At 72.8% G+C, this 15,237-nt stretch carries 17 protein-coding genes; 11 read left to right on the forward strand and 6 right to left on the reverse strand.

All coding sequences use genetic code 11. From position 1 onward, the window contains the following. Positions 1-2 precede the first annotated feature (2 nt). The 4 genes from ACNF49_RS31240 to ACNF49_RS31255 all read left to right on the forward strand — a co-directional run bounded on the left by ACNF49_RS31240 (position 3) and on the right by ACNF49_RS31255 (position 3,356). Positions 3-887 carry a carboxylesterase family protein gene (locus ACNF49_RS31240; protein WP_482939791.1) on the forward strand — a complete coding sequence of 295 codons (885 nt, stop codon included), beginning with the start codon at positions 3-5 and terminating at the stop codon, positions 885-887. Further along, positions 881-1,243, forward strand: a complete 363-nt coding sequence (locus ACNF49_RS31245; RefSeq protein ID WP_482939792.1) for a carboxylesterase/lipase family protein — start codon at positions 881-883, stop codon at positions 1,241-1,243. Before ACNF49_RS31240 ends, ACNF49_RS31245 begins: the two co-directional genes overlap by 7 nt. A 5-nt stretch (positions 1,244-1,248) precedes the next feature. Continuing rightward, a complete protein-coding gene (locus tag ACNF49_RS31250) occupies positions 1,249-2,229 on the forward strand; it encodes an Lrp/AsnC family transcriptional regulator (protein WP_482939793.1) in 981 nt (326 codons plus the stop codon). A 185-nt stretch (positions 2,230-2,414) separates the two neighbouring features. Next, a complete protein-coding gene (locus ACNF49_RS31255) occupies positions 2,415-3,356 on the forward strand; it encodes a tyrosine-type recombinase/integrase (RefSeq protein WP_482939794.1) in 942 nt (313 codons plus the stop codon). On the opposite strand, the gene ACNF49_RS31260 is transcribed toward ACNF49_RS31255, so the two are convergent. Further along, on the reverse strand, positions 3,319-3,915 hold the full coding sequence (locus ACNF49_RS31260; RefSeq protein WP_482939795.1) for an FAD-dependent oxidoreductase: 597 nt from the start codon (positions 3,913-3,915) through the stop codon (positions 3,319-3,321). The two genes, ACNF49_RS31255 and ACNF49_RS31260, sit on opposite strands and share 38 nt — an antisense overlap. A gap of 204 nt (positions 3,916-4,119) precedes the next feature. Here ACNF49_RS31260 and ACNF49_RS31265 point away from each other — a divergent pair, with 204 nt between their 5' ends. After that, positions 4,120-5,607 carry an FAD-dependent monooxygenase gene (locus ACNF49_RS31265; protein WP_482939796.1) on the forward strand — a complete coding sequence of 496 codons (1,488 nt, stop codon included), beginning with the start codon at positions 4,120-4,122 and terminating at the stop codon, positions 5,605-5,607. Between the two features lie 3 nt (positions 5,608-5,610). Here the strand turns inward: ACNF49_RS31265 and ACNF49_RS31270 are convergent, their stop codons facing one another. Then, positions 5,611-6,876, reverse strand: a complete 1,266-nt coding sequence (locus ACNF49_RS31270; RefSeq protein WP_357986446.1) for an MFS transporter — start codon at positions 6,874-6,876, stop codon at positions 5,611-5,613. A gap of 76 nt (positions 6,877-6,952) precedes the next feature. Then, on the reverse strand, positions 6,953-7,543 hold the full coding sequence (locus ACNF49_RS31275; protein WP_482939797.1) for an MBL fold metallo-hydrolase: 591 nt from the start codon (positions 7,541-7,543) through the stop codon (positions 6,953-6,955). Positions 7,544-7,827: 284 nt separating this feature from the next. On the opposite strand from ACNF49_RS31275, the gene ACNF49_RS31280 reads away from it, so the two are divergent. The 3 genes from ACNF49_RS31280 (at position 7,828) to ACNF49_RS31290 (ending at position 9,528) form a co-directional block, all read left to right on the forward strand. Then, complete coding sequence (locus ACNF49_RS31280; RefSeq protein WP_482939798.1) at positions 7,828-8,427, forward strand: CGNR zinc finger domain-containing protein; 600 nt, start codon at positions 7,828-7,830, stop codon at positions 8,425-8,427. A 100-nt stretch (positions 8,428-8,527) separates the two neighbouring features. Then, entirely contained in the window at positions 8,528-9,001 is a 474-nt protein-coding gene (locus tag ACNF49_RS31285; RefSeq protein ID WP_482939799.1) for a carboxymuconolactone decarboxylase family protein, read from the forward strand. Between the two features lie 44 nt (positions 9,002-9,045). After that, on the forward strand, positions 9,046-9,528 hold the full coding sequence (locus ACNF49_RS31290) for a carboxymuconolactone decarboxylase family protein (RefSeq protein WP_482939800.1): 483 nt from the start codon (positions 9,046-9,048) through the stop codon (positions 9,526-9,528). Positions 9,529-9,755: 227 nt separating this feature from the next. Here ACNF49_RS31290 and ACNF49_RS31295 read toward each other — a convergent pair whose 3' ends face one another. Then, the gene (locus tag ACNF49_RS31295) at positions 9,756-10,151 is read right to left on the reverse strand and encodes a RidA family protein (RefSeq protein ID WP_482945610.1); all 396 of its coding nucleotides are present in this window, start codon (positions 10,149-10,151) and stop codon (positions 9,756-9,758) included. A 103-nt stretch (positions 10,152-10,254) separates the two neighbouring features. Here ACNF49_RS31295 and ACNF49_RS31300 point away from each other — a divergent pair, with 103 nt between their 5' ends. Further along, on the forward strand, positions 10,255-11,250 hold the full coding sequence (locus ACNF49_RS31300; RefSeq protein ID WP_482939801.1) for a helix-turn-helix transcriptional regulator: 996 nt from the start codon (positions 10,255-10,257) through the stop codon (positions 11,248-11,250). A 182-nt stretch (positions 11,251-11,432) separates the two neighbouring features. Beyond that, positions 11,433-12,890, forward strand: coding sequence for a rifampin monooxygenase (rox, locus tag ACNF49_RS31305; protein ID WP_357986427.1), 1,458 nt, complete (start codon positions 11,433-11,435; stop codon positions 12,888-12,890). Between the two features lie 17 nt (positions 12,891-12,907). On the opposite strand, the gene ACNF49_RS31310 is transcribed toward rox, so the two are convergent. Continuing rightward, a complete protein-coding gene (locus tag ACNF49_RS31310; protein WP_357995925.1) occupies positions 12,908-13,273 on the reverse strand; it encodes a darcynin family protein in 366 nt (121 codons plus the stop codon). Beyond that, complete coding sequence (locus ACNF49_RS31315) at positions 13,263-14,180, reverse strand: NAD(P)H-binding protein (RefSeq protein WP_482939802.1); 918 nt, start codon at positions 14,178-14,180, stop codon at positions 13,263-13,265. Before ACNF49_RS31315 ends, ACNF49_RS31310 begins: the two co-directional genes overlap by 11 nt. Positions 14,181-14,296: 116 nt before the next feature. On the opposite strand from ACNF49_RS31315, the gene ACNF49_RS31320 reads away from it, so the two are divergent. Continuing rightward, positions 14,297-15,235, forward strand: a complete 939-nt coding sequence (locus tag ACNF49_RS31320; protein WP_482939803.1) for a LysR substrate-binding domain-containing protein — start codon at positions 14,297-14,299, stop codon at positions 15,233-15,235. Positions 15,236-15,237: the final 2 nt, after the last annotated feature.

A 15,237-nucleotide genomic window follows, 5' to 3' on the forward strand; every position in this document is an offset into this window, starting at 1 on the left:
CGGTGAGTGACCTGATCCACGCACCCGCCGGGACGCTGCGCGGCGTCCCCGCGGGCGGCGCGGTCACCGCTTTCCTCGGCATTCCCTATGCTCGCGCCGAGCGGTTCGCCGCGCCGCGGCCGACGCGGTGGAACGGCGTGCTGGATGCCGTCCAACCGGGCCTGGCGGCCCCGCAGCCGCGCACGTCCCGACTCGAAGGCGCCCTCGGCCCCGGCAGCGATCTTCGCCAGGGTGAGGACTGCCTGTCACTCAATGCGTGGGCACCGGGCGGCAGAGGGTTGCCGGTCCTGGTGTGGCTGCACGGTGGCGGCTTCCTGACCGGTTCCGGCGCCCAAGCCTGGTACGACGGCGCGCTGCTGGCCGAACGCGGCCGGATGGTGGTCGTCACCGTCAACTACCGGCTGGGAGTCCTGGGCTACCTGTACCTGACGCCGCAGTTCGCCCCGGCCAACCTCGGGCTGCTCGACCAGATCGCCGCCCTGCGCTGGGTGAGGGAGAACATTTCGGCGTTCGGCGGTGACCCGGCTCGCATCACGCTGGCCGGCCAGTCCGCCGGAGCGCTGTCCGCGCTGGCCCTGCCCGGTCATTCCGCGGGCCGTGACCTGTTCCGGCAAGTCATCCTGCAAAGCACACCGGCCGGCGTACGGCCGTACAGCATCGGCGAGGCCGCCAAGATCGGGCAGATTTTCCTGGACGTCCTCAATCTGCGCCCGGGTGACGCCGAACGGCTGCGCACCCTACCGCTCGCCGACCTGCTCGCCGGCCAGGAGCAGATCGCCCGCCGCATCGCGCAGCCCACGGGGGTGACGCCGCCCTTCCAACTGATCGCCGCCGACGGCGTGCCGGCCGACCTGCTCGCCGGTCCCCAGGAGGGGTGCCCATGCTGATCGGCACCACCCAGGACGAGGCTCGGGCCTTCTTCCCTCAAGCTGAGGCCGAGCTCACCGCGCGGCTGTTCCGCGACGGCAGCCTGCGCCTGGCCGGGCGAGCCCGCTCGGCCCACCTCTACCAGTTCGACTGGTCACCGCCAGGCAGCCCGTTCGGTGCCTGCCACTGCATCGAACTGCCGTTCGTCTTCGGCAATCTGCCCGCCTGGCATGCCTCCCCGATCCTGGCCGGCGCCGAACCTGCGCAGCTTGAGCAGCTCGTGGCGCACGTGCAAGACGCCTGGACGGCTTTCGTCCACGACGGCTCGCCCGGCTGGCCCGCCTTCCCTCACGTCGAGCACATCACGCTAACCTGACCACGGTGATCGCCCCTGTCCTGGACAAGCTCGATCGCGCCATCGTCCACGCCCTGCACGTGGACGGCCGCGCCCCCTTCAGCCGTATCGCGTCGGTGCTGAAGGTGTCCGACCAGACAGTGGCACGCCGCTACCACCGGCTCCGCTCCGCAGGGCTGCTGAAGGTGATCGGTCAGGTCCAGGCGCGACGGCTGGGCTGGGCGGAGTGGTTCGTCCGAATCCAGGTCGTACCCGACGCGGCCGTCCCCATCGCCGAGGCGCTGGCCCGCCGAACGGACACCTCCTGGGTCAGCCTCACCTCCGGCGGCACCCAGATCGTCTGCGTGGTGCGGGCACGCAGCTTCCGTGAGCGCGATGCGCTGCTGCTGGGCCAGTTGCCCCGCACACCGCGGGTGGTCGGGGTGACGGCGCACTGCCTGCTGCGGGTCTTCGCTGGCGGCCCCACCGGCTGGCACGGCAGAGCCGACTCGCTCACGTGCGAGCAGATCGCCACGCTCGCCCCGCAGCACGCACCAGGGGCTCAGCAGGAGCGGGTCGTCTTGGACGAAGGCGATGAGCATCTGCTGGGGGTCCTGGCTCGGGACGGTCGCGCCGGATATCCGGAGCTCGCCCGTGCCACCGGATGGTCTCCGGCAACAGCCCAGCGCAGGCTGGGCCACCTGCGCGACTGCAGCGTGCTGTTCTTCGACGTGGACATCGACCCTCTGCTCCTGGGCTTCGAGATGGTCGCCATCCTCTGGCTGACCGTCGAGCCCTCCGCCCTGCGCCGCACGGCCCAGGCGGTGGCCACGCATCCTGAGGTCGCTTTTGCCGCCGCCACCACCGGCCCGACCAACCTGCTGATGTTCGTCGCCTGCCGCGACGCCGATGCGCTCTACGGCTACCTCGAGGGCGGCATCGGCAGCCTGCCGGGAGTTCGGCACATCGAAAGCGCCCCGGTCATCCGAGACAGCAAACGAGCCGGCACAGCCAGAGCAGGAACGTAGCCAGCAGCACGGGCACACCGAACGTCGCTATCCAGTCCAGATCGCTCATGTACGTGATAATTGTCTATTATCACGTACATGAGCGATCACAGCGGCGCGGCGACCAGGACAACCCTCCGCCGGGGCGGTGCGCGACTCCGGCACGTTATCCGGTACATCGCCGCAGCGGTTGTACGGCGGTCGGCATGAGCGCGGCGACGAAGGTCACCGCCCTGCGCGGTGAGGGCGTCAGCCTCGCCGCGGCCGCCGACGCCTTCCTCGCCACGGCGCGTACCGCCAACCCCAACACCCACCGCGCCTACGCCTCGGCCATCGACCGCACCATCGCCCTGCTCGGCCGCGACCGGCCGCTCGCCGACGTCACCGACGCCGAAGTCGGCCAGGCGCTCGTCGAGCTGTGGGGCGGACGCGCGCCGGCGACCTGGAACCGCAACCGCGCCGCCGTCACCTCCTGGCTGACCTGGTGTCAGGCCAAGAAGCACTGGGCCGCCCCGTCAGTGCCGGCCGACGCCGAACGCCGCAAGGAAACCGCGGATGAGACCCGCGCCGTCGCCAAGACCACCATCCACCGGCTGCTGTCCCGCCGGGACATCCCGCTTCGGGAGCGAACGCTGTGGCGCATGCTCTACGAAACAGCTGCCAGAGCGGCGGAGATCCTGGCGCTGAACGTCGAGGACCTCGACCTGGAGCATCGGCGGGCGCCGGTCCGGTCCAAGGGCGGCGCGATCGAGTGGGTGTACTGGGAGCGCGGCACCGCCCACCTGCTGCCCCGCCTGCTCCGGCTCCCGGACGGCAGCACTCGCACCCACGGCCCGCTGTTCCTGTCCGAACGTCGCCCCGTCCCGGCCCGCCGCCCTGCAGCCGCCGACATCTGCCCGCACACCGGCCGCGCCCGCCTCGGCTACGACCGCGCCCGCGTCCTGCTAGAGAAGTACGCCGGCCTCGACCTGCACCAACTGCGCCACTCCGCGGCCACCCACCTCGGCGACGCCGAGATCCCGCTGCAGCTCATCATGGGCAAGACCCGGCACAAGAACCCCCGCACCGCCATGCGCTACGTCAAACCCGGCGCTGAAGCCATCGCCAAGGTCACCGAGGCCCTGGCACCGCGTCGCCGTACTCACTGATCGGCAACTTCTCCGAGGTGGGAGGGGGCACTGCCCCTTTCTCTTGTACTTGGTCTGGCCCCCGGAAGGGCTCGGGGCCGCGGTAGCCGGCGGTGTGCAACTGCTCGCCGCGGAAGTCGCGGATGCCCGGATAGTACGGCACGTACGGCCGCCACCAGGTGCCCGTGGCGCTGACGACGATGCGGGCGTGCCAGAGCCCGGCGGCGCTCTCCACGGCGAGGCGGTCGTTGGCGCGCCGCACCGCCCGCACGGCGGCGGGGCGGACGATCGGCAGCCGGTAACGCCGCTCGTAGTCGGTGAAGTAGGAGACGACGTGCGGGGCGTCCGGGTAGCCGTCGCCTGGGGGAGCCGGCATCATGCGGCCGGGCAGGGAGCTGTGCCGGGCGAGGGTGAACAGGCGCAGTGACGGCCAGACGTGCCGCCATGCGCCGCCGGGGTCCTCCTGGGCGTCCAGGATGACGAAGTCGGCGCCGGCCCGGCGCAGGTGGTATCCGACCCCCAGTCCGGCCTGGCCGGCACCGATGACCACGACGTCGGCCAGGTGCGGGTTCTCGGTCATACGACACTGCCGGGGGCGGCCATGACACGACTCCTTGATTCGATACCAGTCGAAATTATAGATCGCCGCAGAAGGTGCGGATCTCTCGCACATCGGCGTTCCGGCACTGGTGACTATCGTTGCGGGAACCGGCACCCCCGCCGTTACCGTCTGCGCAGCGGTCGGCGACCTCATCGCCGATCCCTGTCGAACGGAGCATCCGTGATGAACGTCGATGTGATCGTCGTCGGAGCCGGGCCGACCGGGCTCATGCTCGCCGCAGAGCTGGGCCTCGCAGGGGTGGCGGCCGTGGTCGTCGAACGGCTTCCCCGGCGCAGCGGGCAGTCCAAGGCGCTCGGCATCCAGCCCCGCTCCGCGGAGGCGCTCGAGTTACGAGGTCTGCTCGAACCTCTCATGGACCGGGCGATCCAGCGGGTGCCCGGCGGGCATTTCGCGGGGCTTCGACTGGATTACATGGCCTGGGACACCCGGCATCCGTACTCGATCGGCATCCCTCAGGGGCGCGTCGAGGCCCTGCTGGAGGAGCGGCTCGGCGAGCTGGGCGTCCGGGTCCTGCGCGGGCACGAGGTGACCGCGCTGTCGCAGGACGCCGACGGGGTCGAGGCGACCCTGCTCGGGCCCGCGGGCGGCGGGTCGCGGCTCACGGCGCGTTACCTGGTGGGCTGCGACGGCGGCCGCAGCACCGTCCGCGAGCTGCTGGGCGTCGGTTTTCCCGGCCTGGACGGCAGGCTGCTCTCGGTGGTCGCCGACATCACGATCTCCGACCCGGACGGCGCGGTGCCGGAGACCTGGACCCTGCCCGTCATGACGCCCGACAAGACCGGCAAGGGCTACATCGCGCCCATCGGCGACGGCGTCCACCGGTTCCTGTTCTACGGGGCCGAGCAGCAGGCGCTGTCCCGCGACACCCCGATCACCGACGAGGAGGTGCAGCGGGCGCTGCACAACGAGTTCGGCCCGGGAGTCCGGCTGACGGGCGTCCGATGGGCGTCCCGGTTCACCGACGCCTCACGGCAGGTCGAACGGTACCGCCACGGCCGGATCCTGCTCGCCGGGGACGCCGCGCACATCCACTCGCCCATGGGCGGGCAGGGACTCAACCTCGGGCTGCAGGACGCGGTCAACCTGGGGTGGAAGCTGGCGGCGGAGATCGGCGGGTGGGCGCACGAGGGGCTGCTCGACACCTATCACTCCGAACGGCATCCGGTCGCCGCGCGCGTCCTGGCCAACACCCGGGCGCAGGCCCTCCTGATCGTGCCCGAGGAGGAGAACCTGGCCCTGCGCGACATCGTCGAGCAGCTCGTACGGGTGCCCGAGGCCAACCGGATCGTCGCCGGGATGATCTCAGGGCTGGACATCCGCTACGACCTGCCCGGCCGGCGCCACCACCTGCTGGGACGCCACGTCCCCGACCTCGACCTGGTGACGGCGTCCGGGCCCGGCCGGGTGGCCCGGCTGCTGCGCGACGGCCGCGGCCTGCTGCTGACGACCGCCGACGAGGCCGCGTTCGCCAGGGCCGCCGAGCCGTGGTCGGCCAGGATCGGCCGAGTGCACGGGCAGGCGGAGCTCGGGGCGGACGCCGTCCTGGTACGGCCCGACGGTCATGTCTGCTGGGCCGGTTCCGTCACCGACGTCTCCGGCCTCACCGACGCCCTGACGCGGTGGGCGGGCGCGCCCGCCCGCATGGGGTGACGCTCACCGTCTGCGTGCGATGACGACCACCGGCACGATGGCCAGCGCCAGAACGCCGCCGCCGACGGCGAGGAGAGGGAAACCGGCGACGGCGACGACCAGGCCCGAGGCCATGCCGCCGACCGCGCCGGCGATCGCGATGGACACGTCGACCCAGCCCTGTGTCCTGGCACGGGTGGCCAGGGGGACGGCGTCGGTGATGATCGCGGTGCCGGTGACGAGGCCGAGGTTCCAGCCCAGCCCCAGCAGCGCCAGGGCCACCGCGTACGCGGCGACGGAGTCGTCGGGGGCGACGGCGGCGAGCGTACCGGCGGCCAGCAAGACCAGCCCGGAGGCGGCGGCGACCGCGAGCGGGCCGTGACGGTCGACGAGCCGGCCGGTCAGGGGCGAGGGCAGGTACATCGCGCCGATGTGGATCGCGATGACCAGGCCCGACGCGGCGGCGCCGGACCCGCTGTCGTGCATGTGGACGGGCGTCATGGTCATGATCGCGACCATGACGACCTGGGTGAGCACCATGACCAGCGCCCCGACCGGCACGCCGGGGCGGCGCCTGGCGACGGGCGGCCGGGTCCGGCTGCCGGCGTCGTCCGGCTGTGCGTGCGGGGTGGCCGCGGGGCCGGCCTCCAGGACGCGGGCCAGCAGGAGCGGGTCGGGGCGCAGCCAGACAGCCAGGACCAGGGCGGCCAGCGCGTAGGCGACCCCGGCGAGCAGGAACGGCCCGGCCAGGTACGGGACGCCGAGGACGGCCGCGAGGCTGCCGGTGGGCGCGGCGAGGTTGGGCCCCGCCACGCCGCCCAGGGTGGTGGCGACCAGCACGGTGGACACGGCGCCCGCCCGGCGTGCGGGGGCGGCCAGGTCGGCTCCGGCGTAGCGGGCCTGGAGGTTCGTGGCGGTGCCGGCGCCGTACAGGAAGAGTGAGAGGAACAGCAGGACGGGGGCGCCGGCGACGGCGGCGACGATGACGCCGCCGCTGCCGACGGCGCCGACGAGATACCCCAGGGCGAGGCCGGGGCGGCGGCCGCGGGCCTGGGAGACGCGCCCGACGGCGACGGCCGCCAGGGCGGAGCCGGCGGTGCCCACGGCACTGGGCAGCCCGGCGAGGCCGGTGGAGCCGAGCATGTCCTGGGCGAGCAGGGCGCCGACGGTCACGCCGGCCGCCAGCCCGACGCCGCTGAGAACCTGGGCGATGACCAGGACGATCAGGGAGTGGCGCTGCGCCTCGACGCGCGGGACGTCGTATGTCCGGACGGGCACATTGGTGGTCACGAGAGTTCTTTCGAGAGGTGGTCGCCGTCGACGGCGTGGGCTCCGGCCCGGACGGCTGCCCGGGCCGCAGGCGGGGTCAGGCTCGGTCGCCCAGGTCCAGGCGGTCGAGCAGGCCGGCGGCGGTGAAGGCGGCCACCAGTTCGTCGCGGCCCTCGGTGAAGTGGGCCCAGCTGTCGTAGTGCACGGGCACCACCCGGCGGGCGCCGAGGATCCCGGCCGCCTCCACGGCCTGCGCGCTGTCGAGAACGATCAGCCGCCCGTCGAACAGGACGGAGAACCGGGGCCCACCGGCGAAGAGCACGGCGGTGTCCACCGGGCCGAACCGGTCGGCGATCTGCCGGACCGCGTCCAGCGAGGCGTTGTCGCCGCTGACGTAGACCGTGGGCAGGCCCTCCCCGGTCAGGACGAACCCGACGACCTGGCCGGTGATCGGTTCGACCTCCTCGCGCGGGCCGGGGCCGTGCACGGCGGGCACACCGGTGACGGTGATCGTGCCGCCGTCGCGGCGGTCCAGCTCGACCGACTCCCAGTCGGCCAGGCCCTTGGCCCCGCCGCCCAGGCGCTGCCCGCCCCCGGGCGTGGTGAGCGTGAGCGGGACGTCGGCCAGCAGTGCGCGGCCCGCATGGTCCAGGTTGTCGGGGTGCTCGTCGTGGGAGAGCAGGACCACGTCGATGCGGCCGAGGTCGGCAGGCGTGGCGGAGGGGGAGCCGTCTTGGTCAGCCGGCCGCCCGGGACGTGGTAGTCGCCGGGGGCGTCGAAGGTCGGGTCGGTCAGGAATCGCAGGCCACCGTACTCGAAGAGGGCGGTGGGACCGCCCAGGACGCGGACGGGGATCTGCTCGATGGGCGCGCCGAAACTGGCCATGCGCAATACCTCACGGATGAGAAGTGGTTTATCCGTGATGAAGGTAACGGTGTCTCACGGACGAGCGCAAGCCGTACCATGAGACACATGAGCGAGACGCCGACCGCCGAGTCCGTGCTGCCGCCCGCGCCGGGGGCGGAGGACCACCTCGCCCTCGACTTCGTCAACAGCGCCATCGCGCTGCCCGGAGGGCAGTTCATCGACCTCCTCGGCACCCCCGCGGCGACGAACCGCTGGCTCACCGAACGCGGCCTCGCGCCGGCCGACGCCGGGGTGCAGGAGATGTGCGCGACGCAGCTGCGCTCGCTGCGCGAGCACGTCAGGGCGCTGTTCAGCGCGCGGGTCGCGGGGCTGCCCGCCCTGCCCACGGCCCTGTCCGCCGTCAACGACGCGCTGAGCAAGGCCCCCACCGCCGCCCTGCTGTACTGGGACGAGAAGAACGGCCCCTACCGCGCGACGCCGTGCCCCACCAACGAGATCCTCGACCGCGCTCTCGCGACCCTGGCCGCCGACACGGCCGACCTGCTCACCGGCCCCGACGCCGAACGCCTCACCAGCTGCGGATCTCCGCCGTGCAACCGCTACCTGCTGCGGCACGGCCGCCGCCACTGGTGCTCCACGCGATGCGGCGACCGCGCCCGCGCCGCCCGCGCCTACGCCCGGCGCACCCAGCCGGCTCCTGGCTGACCGTCCCGCACTGGTGTGACGCACGTCACGTTCTCTTCTGTCACAGGACGCGGGTCTCCGGCATCTCTTGGTCGAACCACTGAGAAGCAAGGAGCACATCATGGAAACCCGCCTGAACCTCTTCGGCAGCCCGGTCGTCGCCAAGGCCATGGGGCACTACGGCGCAGTGGCCCCGGTGCTCATCCAGGAGTCGGCGTTGCCGGCCGCGACCCAGAACCTGGTGATGCTGCGCGCGAGCCAGATCAACGGCGACGGCTACGCCACCGACGTCCACGGCAAGAACGCCGCGCACGCCGGCGAGAGCATCACCCGCCTGAACCTGGTCGCCACGTGGCGTGAGTCGACGGTGTTCACCGACGCCGAGCGCGCCGCCCTGGAGCTGGCCGAGCAGGGCACCCGCATCGCCGACGGCGCCGGCGGCGTCACCGACGAGGCCTGGGCGAACGCCGCCGAGCACTACGACGACGACCAGCTCGCCGCCCTGGTGGCGTTCATCGCGCTCATCAACGCCACCAACCGCTTCGCCGTCATCAACCGGCAGCGCGGCGGCGCCTACCAGCCCGCCGCCCGGTGAACGACCCCGACGACACACAGCCCCGCGAAGTGAGGACCCCCGTCATGGAACGTCTCGACCTGCTGACCAACGAACTCGGCGCCAAGATCGCGAAGCGCATCTACAACGTCGCCGTGCTGATCGAGAAGTCACCGCTGCCCAAAACCGTCCAGGACCTGGTGATGCTGCGGGCCAGCCAGATCAACGGCTGCGGCTTCTGCGTCGACTACCACACCAAGGACGCCGCGGCCGCCGGTGAGAGCGCGACCCGCATCCACCTGGTCGCCGCCTGGCGTGAGTCGACCGTGTTCACCGAGGCCGAGCGGGCCGCGTTGGCGCTGGCCGAGGAGGGCACCCGGATCGCCGACGGCCACCACGGCGTGTCGGACGAGACCTGGGCCGAGGTGCGCAGGCACTACGACGACGACCAGACCGTCGCGCTGGTCTCCCTGGTCGCCATGATCAACGCGAACAACCGGCTCAACGTGATCGTCCGGAAGCCCGGCGGTTCCTACGAGCCCGGCATGTTCGCCGGGATGGCGGACTGATCGCCTGAGGTGACACCGCGCCCGTCACCGCAGGCCGGGTTCGTTCCCCGGGGCCTGGGTGCGGCCGATGATGTCCAGCACGCCGCCTGGCGACCAGGGCCGCGCCGACCGCCACCACGCTGTGACGCTGCCTGGCCGGGCTCGACCAGGCCGGCGGCGGCACCGTCACCCTGGTCGGCACCGACCTCGGGTCGCTCGACCGACACCGGCCGCCGGCGGTGCGGTCGTCAGGCGACCGCGGTCCCCTCCAGCTCGACCATCAAGGTGGGGATCGCCAGCCGGGTCACGCCGAGCATCGTGGTGGCCGGCGCCGCCCCGGCGGCCCCCAGCCGCGCCGCCAGCACGCCGTAGTGCTGGAAGAGCAGATCCACGTCCGTGGTGTACACGTTGAGCCGGACGAGGCTCGCCAAGGACATGCCGGCCTTCCCGAGGACGGCCTCCAGGTTGTCGAGGCTCGACGCCAGTTGCGCCGCCATGTCACCGTCGTGCCGGGGCGTGCCGTCGTCGCCCATCGCGGTCTGCCCGGAGCAGTACAGGGTGCGGGTCTGCCCGGAGACCAGCTCGCCCTGGTTGAATCCCATCTCGACCGACCAGGTGACCGGGTTGATCGCCGTTCGTTCCAATGTCACGTCAGCTCCGTTCGATGTCACGTTCTTCGACGTCATGGTGATCAGCCTCCCAACGAATCACGACATCCTGTGTCGTGTATCTCGATAGGGTTTTCGCATGCGTGCCGACCGGCTGGTCTCCCTGGTGCTGCTGCTGCGGCAGCATGGACGGCTGTCCGCGACCACCCTCGCCCGCGAGCTGGAGGTGTCCACCCGCACGGTGCTGCGCGACATCGAGGCGCTGTCCGCGGCGGGCGTCCCGGTCTATGCCGAACGCGGCCGGCACGGCGGTTTCGCGTTGTTGCCCGGCTTCCGGACCGAGCTCACCGGCCTCAACCCCGACGAGGCGCTCGCCCTGCTGGTCGCCGGATCGCGGCGCGGCGCTCAGGCGTTCGGCCTCGGCTCGGCGCTCGCCTCGGCGATGCTCAAGGTGGTCGACGCGCTCCCCGAGAGCTACCGGGACACCGCGGCCGGCGCGGCCGAGCGGCTGCTCATCGACCCGGAGACCGACCTGCTGTCCCGCCGGCTGGCCGCCGAGGAGGTTCCCGACGCCGTGGCGGCCGAGGTCCTGCGCGCGGTGTTCGCCGGACGCAAGCTGGAGATCCACTACGCGCCCTTCGGCGGAGCACCGGAGTGGCGGACGGTCGACCCCATCGGCCTGGTCACCATCCGCGACCGGGGCTACCTGCTGGCCACGAGGTCCGGGGCCGACCGCACCTACCGGCTGTCGCGCGTCCAGGCCGCCAGGGCGCTCCCCGAACCCGCGCAGCGGCCCGACCGGGTCGACCTGGACCGTGCCTGGCAGGAACGCGGCACCCGGTTCCGCACCGGCGGCGACCAGGTCACCGTGCTGGTACGGATGGCCCCGAGGCGGCGGGAGGAGCTGCTGGGCACCGCGCTGGCCGTCCTCGCCGAGGAGGCCGACGCCGACGGCCGGCTGCGGCTGGAGGTGACCTTCCAGGACGACAGGCACGCCGTCTGGGCGTTGTGGCAGCTCGGCGCGGACGCCGAGGCCCTGTCCCCGCAGTGGTTGCGCGACTCCCTGCACGCCCGCGCGACCGCGCTCGCCGACCGCTACCAGGCGCCGTCCGCCTGTCGCCAGGAGCCTGCGTGAAAACCCGTTGGCGGACCGCGGCGGCCCCTGTTAGTTTGCCGGTGGCCGTGCAGGAGATCGAGGAGGTGGTACCCGTGGACACAGCAACGACATGGGTGCTCCCCTTGGGGGTCACGGTCGGCGACTGAGGCAGGTGTCGCCGGGAGCGCCGCGTCAGCAGGCACTCCCGAAAGGCAACAACCATGCATTCTCCGCAGTCCACCGCAGAACCTTTCGCCTACGACGTGGTCATCGCCGGGTGCGGGCCGACCGGCGCGATGCTCGCCGCCGAACTGCGGCTGCACGACGTACGGGTCCTCGTCCTGGAGAAGGAGACCGAGCCCAAGTCGTTCGTCCGCATCGTCGGTCTGCACATCCGCAGCCTCGAACTGATGGCGATGCGCGGCCTGCTGGAGCGCGTGCTCCAGCAGGGACGACAGCGTCCGGCCGCCGGTTTCTTCGCCGCCATCGACAAGCCCGCGCCCAAGAGCCTGGATTCCGCGCACGCCTACATGGTGGGCATCCCGCAGCCGGTCATCGAGCGGCTGCTCGAAGAACACGCGCTCGAACTGGGCGCGCACGTCCGGCGCGGTCGCGCGGTGGCCGGTCTCGACCAGGACGACGAGGGCGTGACCGTCGAACTGGCCGACGGGGAACGGGTGCGTGCCCGCTTTCTCGTCGGCTGCGACGGCGCGCGCAGCACAGTGCGCAAACTGCTCGGCGTCGGCTTCCCGGGCGAGCCCTCGCGGACCGGGACGCTGATGGGCGAGATGGAGGTGGGCGTACCGCAGGAGGAGATCGCCGCCACGGTGGCCGGGATGCGCGACAAACCTCAGCCGTTCTGGCTCCGGCCCTTCGGCCAGGGCGTCTACAGCGTCGTCGTGCCCGCCGCCGAGGTCGGCGACCGCGCGGAGCCGCCCACCCTCGACGAGTTCCGGCGACAACTGCGCGCCGTCGCCGGAACCGACTTCGGCGTGCACTCCCCGCGCTGGCTGTCGCGATTCGGGGACGCCACCCGGCTGGCCGAGCATTACCGGGTCGGGCGGGTGCTGCTGGCCGGCGACGCGGCGCACATCCACCCGCCCATCGGCGGACAGGGCCTGAACCTGGGCGTTCAGGACGCCGTCAACCTCGGCTGGAAACTGGCCGCGCAGATCCACGGCTGGGCGCCGGACCCGCTCCTGGACACCTACCAGGCCGAACGCCGGCCGGTCGCGGCGGACGTGCTGGACAACACCCGCGCCCAGGCGGAGTTGCTGTCCGCCGAACCGGGGCCGCGGGCCGTGCGCAGGCTGCTCACCGAGCTGATGGACTTCGACGAGGTGAACCGGCACCTGATCGAGAAGATCACCGCGATCGGCGTCCGCTACGACTTCGGCGAGGGGCCCGACCTGCTCGGCCGCCGCCTGCGCGACATCGACGTGAAACAGGGCCGCCTCTACGATCTGCTGCGCCGCGGCCGCGGCCTGCTGCTGGACCGCACGGAACGCCTGACTCCCGGCGGCTGGTCGGACCGGGTCGACCACCTCGCGGATCCCACCGCGGCCCTGGACGTTCCGTGCGTCCTGCTGCGTCCGGACGGCCACGTCGCCTGGATCGGCGACGACCAGCGCGACCTGGACGGCCACCTGTCCCGCTGGTTCGGCAGGCCCGCCGGCTGATGTCCCCCTGAGCGGGGTCAGGTGGCGAGGGTGGCCACCGGCGCCACGCCGTAGGTGCGGGCGTAGCCGTTCTCGGTGCCCACGAGCAGGTCCACGACGTCGAAGTAACGGTCCCAGAAGGGGGTCTCGCGCAGCGCGTCGATCAGCAGCCGGTAGGCGTCGTGGTCGTCGGCCTCCCAGACCCAGATGTCGGTGACCCGGGCCGAGTAGAACTCCGTGTCGTAGAAGCGGGAGCGCACGCCGCGGGTGCGGGCCTCGATCACCGGGACGACCTGGGTGGTGAAGGCGTGCACGCGCTCGGCCACGGTCATCGCCAGCCATTCGGGCGTGGTCTTGACCAGCATGAACGCGGTGACGGGCGGTTCGGTCCGGTCAGCGGGCATCGGCTGCCTCCGGCGTGCCGAGGACGGCGGGCCTGAGCGTGCGCGCGCACCACTGCGCGAATCCGGTGGCCTGTGCGGCCTGCGGCGCGCGGTGGACGCCCGCGTCCAGGCCCTCGTCCTTGGCGCGCTTCATGTCGACGACGGCCTCGACGAACGCCTCGTCGAGGCCGTGGCCGAGCAGGGCCGAGCGCAGTTCGCCGAGCGGCTGACGCCGGTAGCGGACCGGACGGCCCAGCTCCTCGGTCATGATGCGGGCCAGGTCGTCGGGCGACAGGTCCTGCGGGCCGAGCACCGGAACACTGCCGACGCCGGTCCAGGAGCGGTCCAGCAGCAGCCCGGCCGCCGTCGCGGCGATGTCGGCGACGGCCACCATCGGGGCCGGGCGGTCCGCGGCGGCGGTGTCGGTGAAGACGCCGTCCGCGCGGATCGAGCCGGCCTCCTCCAGCAGGTTCTCGTAGAAGGACGGGCAGGCCAGGGCACGGTAGGCGACGCCGGAGGCGGCGATCAGGTCGTCCATGGCCAGGGAGGCGGTGACCAGCCCGGCCCGGACGGCCTGCGGGGTGCCGCGGCCGAGCGCCGAGACGCCGACGACGTGGCCGACGCCGGAGGCGGCGAACGCCCGCGCGGCCGGTCGGGTGAAGCCGCTGAACCCCTCCTCGGGCGTGACCGAGGCGTCCGGCGGCACCAGCCAGAAGACGGCGTCGGCCCCGGCGAAGGCGCGCTCGACGGTCGCGGCGTCGCCGTGCGAGCCGGTGACCACCTCGACCCGGCCGCGGACGGCCGCGGGGAGCCGGGCGGGGTCGCGGACCACGACGCGCACCTCCTCTCCGCGGGCGGGCGCGGCCTCGACCAGCAGGGACAGCAGCCGCCGGCCGATGTTCCCGGTGGGGGCGGTGATGACAATCATGAAAAACCTCGCGGTTCGTGTCGGATCGGTACAGCGCTTTCATCGTGCAGATCCGGCCCGTATTGCCACAATGGGAACTTCAGCATGCAATCCTTGCCGGAACTGGAATGACGCCGTTGACCAGCACAGCCGCGAACCTCGACGCCAACCTCGCCGTCGCCCTCGACGCCCTGCTCACCGAGCAGAGCGTCACCCGTGCCGCCGCCCGGCTGGGAACGTCACCCGCGGCGATGAGCCGCACCCTGGCCCGGCTGCGCCGGGTGCTGCAGGACCCGCTGCTCGTGCGGGCGGGGCAGGCGATGGTGCCCACGCCCCGCGCCGAGGCGCTGCGGGACGAGGCCGCCGCGGTGGTGCGCCGGCTGGAGGCGTTGCTCACCCCGAGCGGCGGGGTCGATCCGGCCGCGATGCGGCGCACCTTCACCGTCCAGGCGTCGGACCTGGTCGGCGCGGCGCTCGCGCCGGGCCTGCTCGACCTGGCCCGGCGCGGGGCGCCGGGCGTCTCGCTGCGGGTGCTGGCCGAGGAGTGGGAGGCGGGCCCCGCGCTCCGCGAGGGGCGCGTCGACCTGGAGATCGGGGCCATCGACCACGTTGACCCGGAGACCCGGGTCGAGGAGCTGGTCACGCTGCGGATGGCCGCCGGGGTGAGGAACGGGCACCCGCTCGCCGGGCGACCCCTGACGCCCGCCGGGCTGGCCGCCGCCGAGCACGTGACGGTCAGCCGCCGGGGACGCTTCACCGGCCCGCTGGACGTGGCCCTCGCCGAGCGGGGGCTCAGCCGGCGGGTCAGCGCCGTCCTGCCCGGACATCTGGCGGCCATGGCGCTGGCCGCGGCCGGTGACGCGGTCTGCCTGGTGCCGGCCGAGCTGCCGGGGGAGCCGCCTTCGCCGCTCGGCGACGCGGCGCGCGCGCTCGGGCTGCGCCTGCTGGAGATCCCGCTGCCGCTGCCGCCGCTGACCATCGGCATGGCCTGGCACCCGCGCCACACCGCCGACGGGGCCCACCGGTGGTTGCGGGACGCCGTGCGCCGGGTATTCCGTCCGGACCGGCGGGGGTAGCC

This window comes from Actinomadura sp. ATCC 39365, from assembly GCF_054392275.1.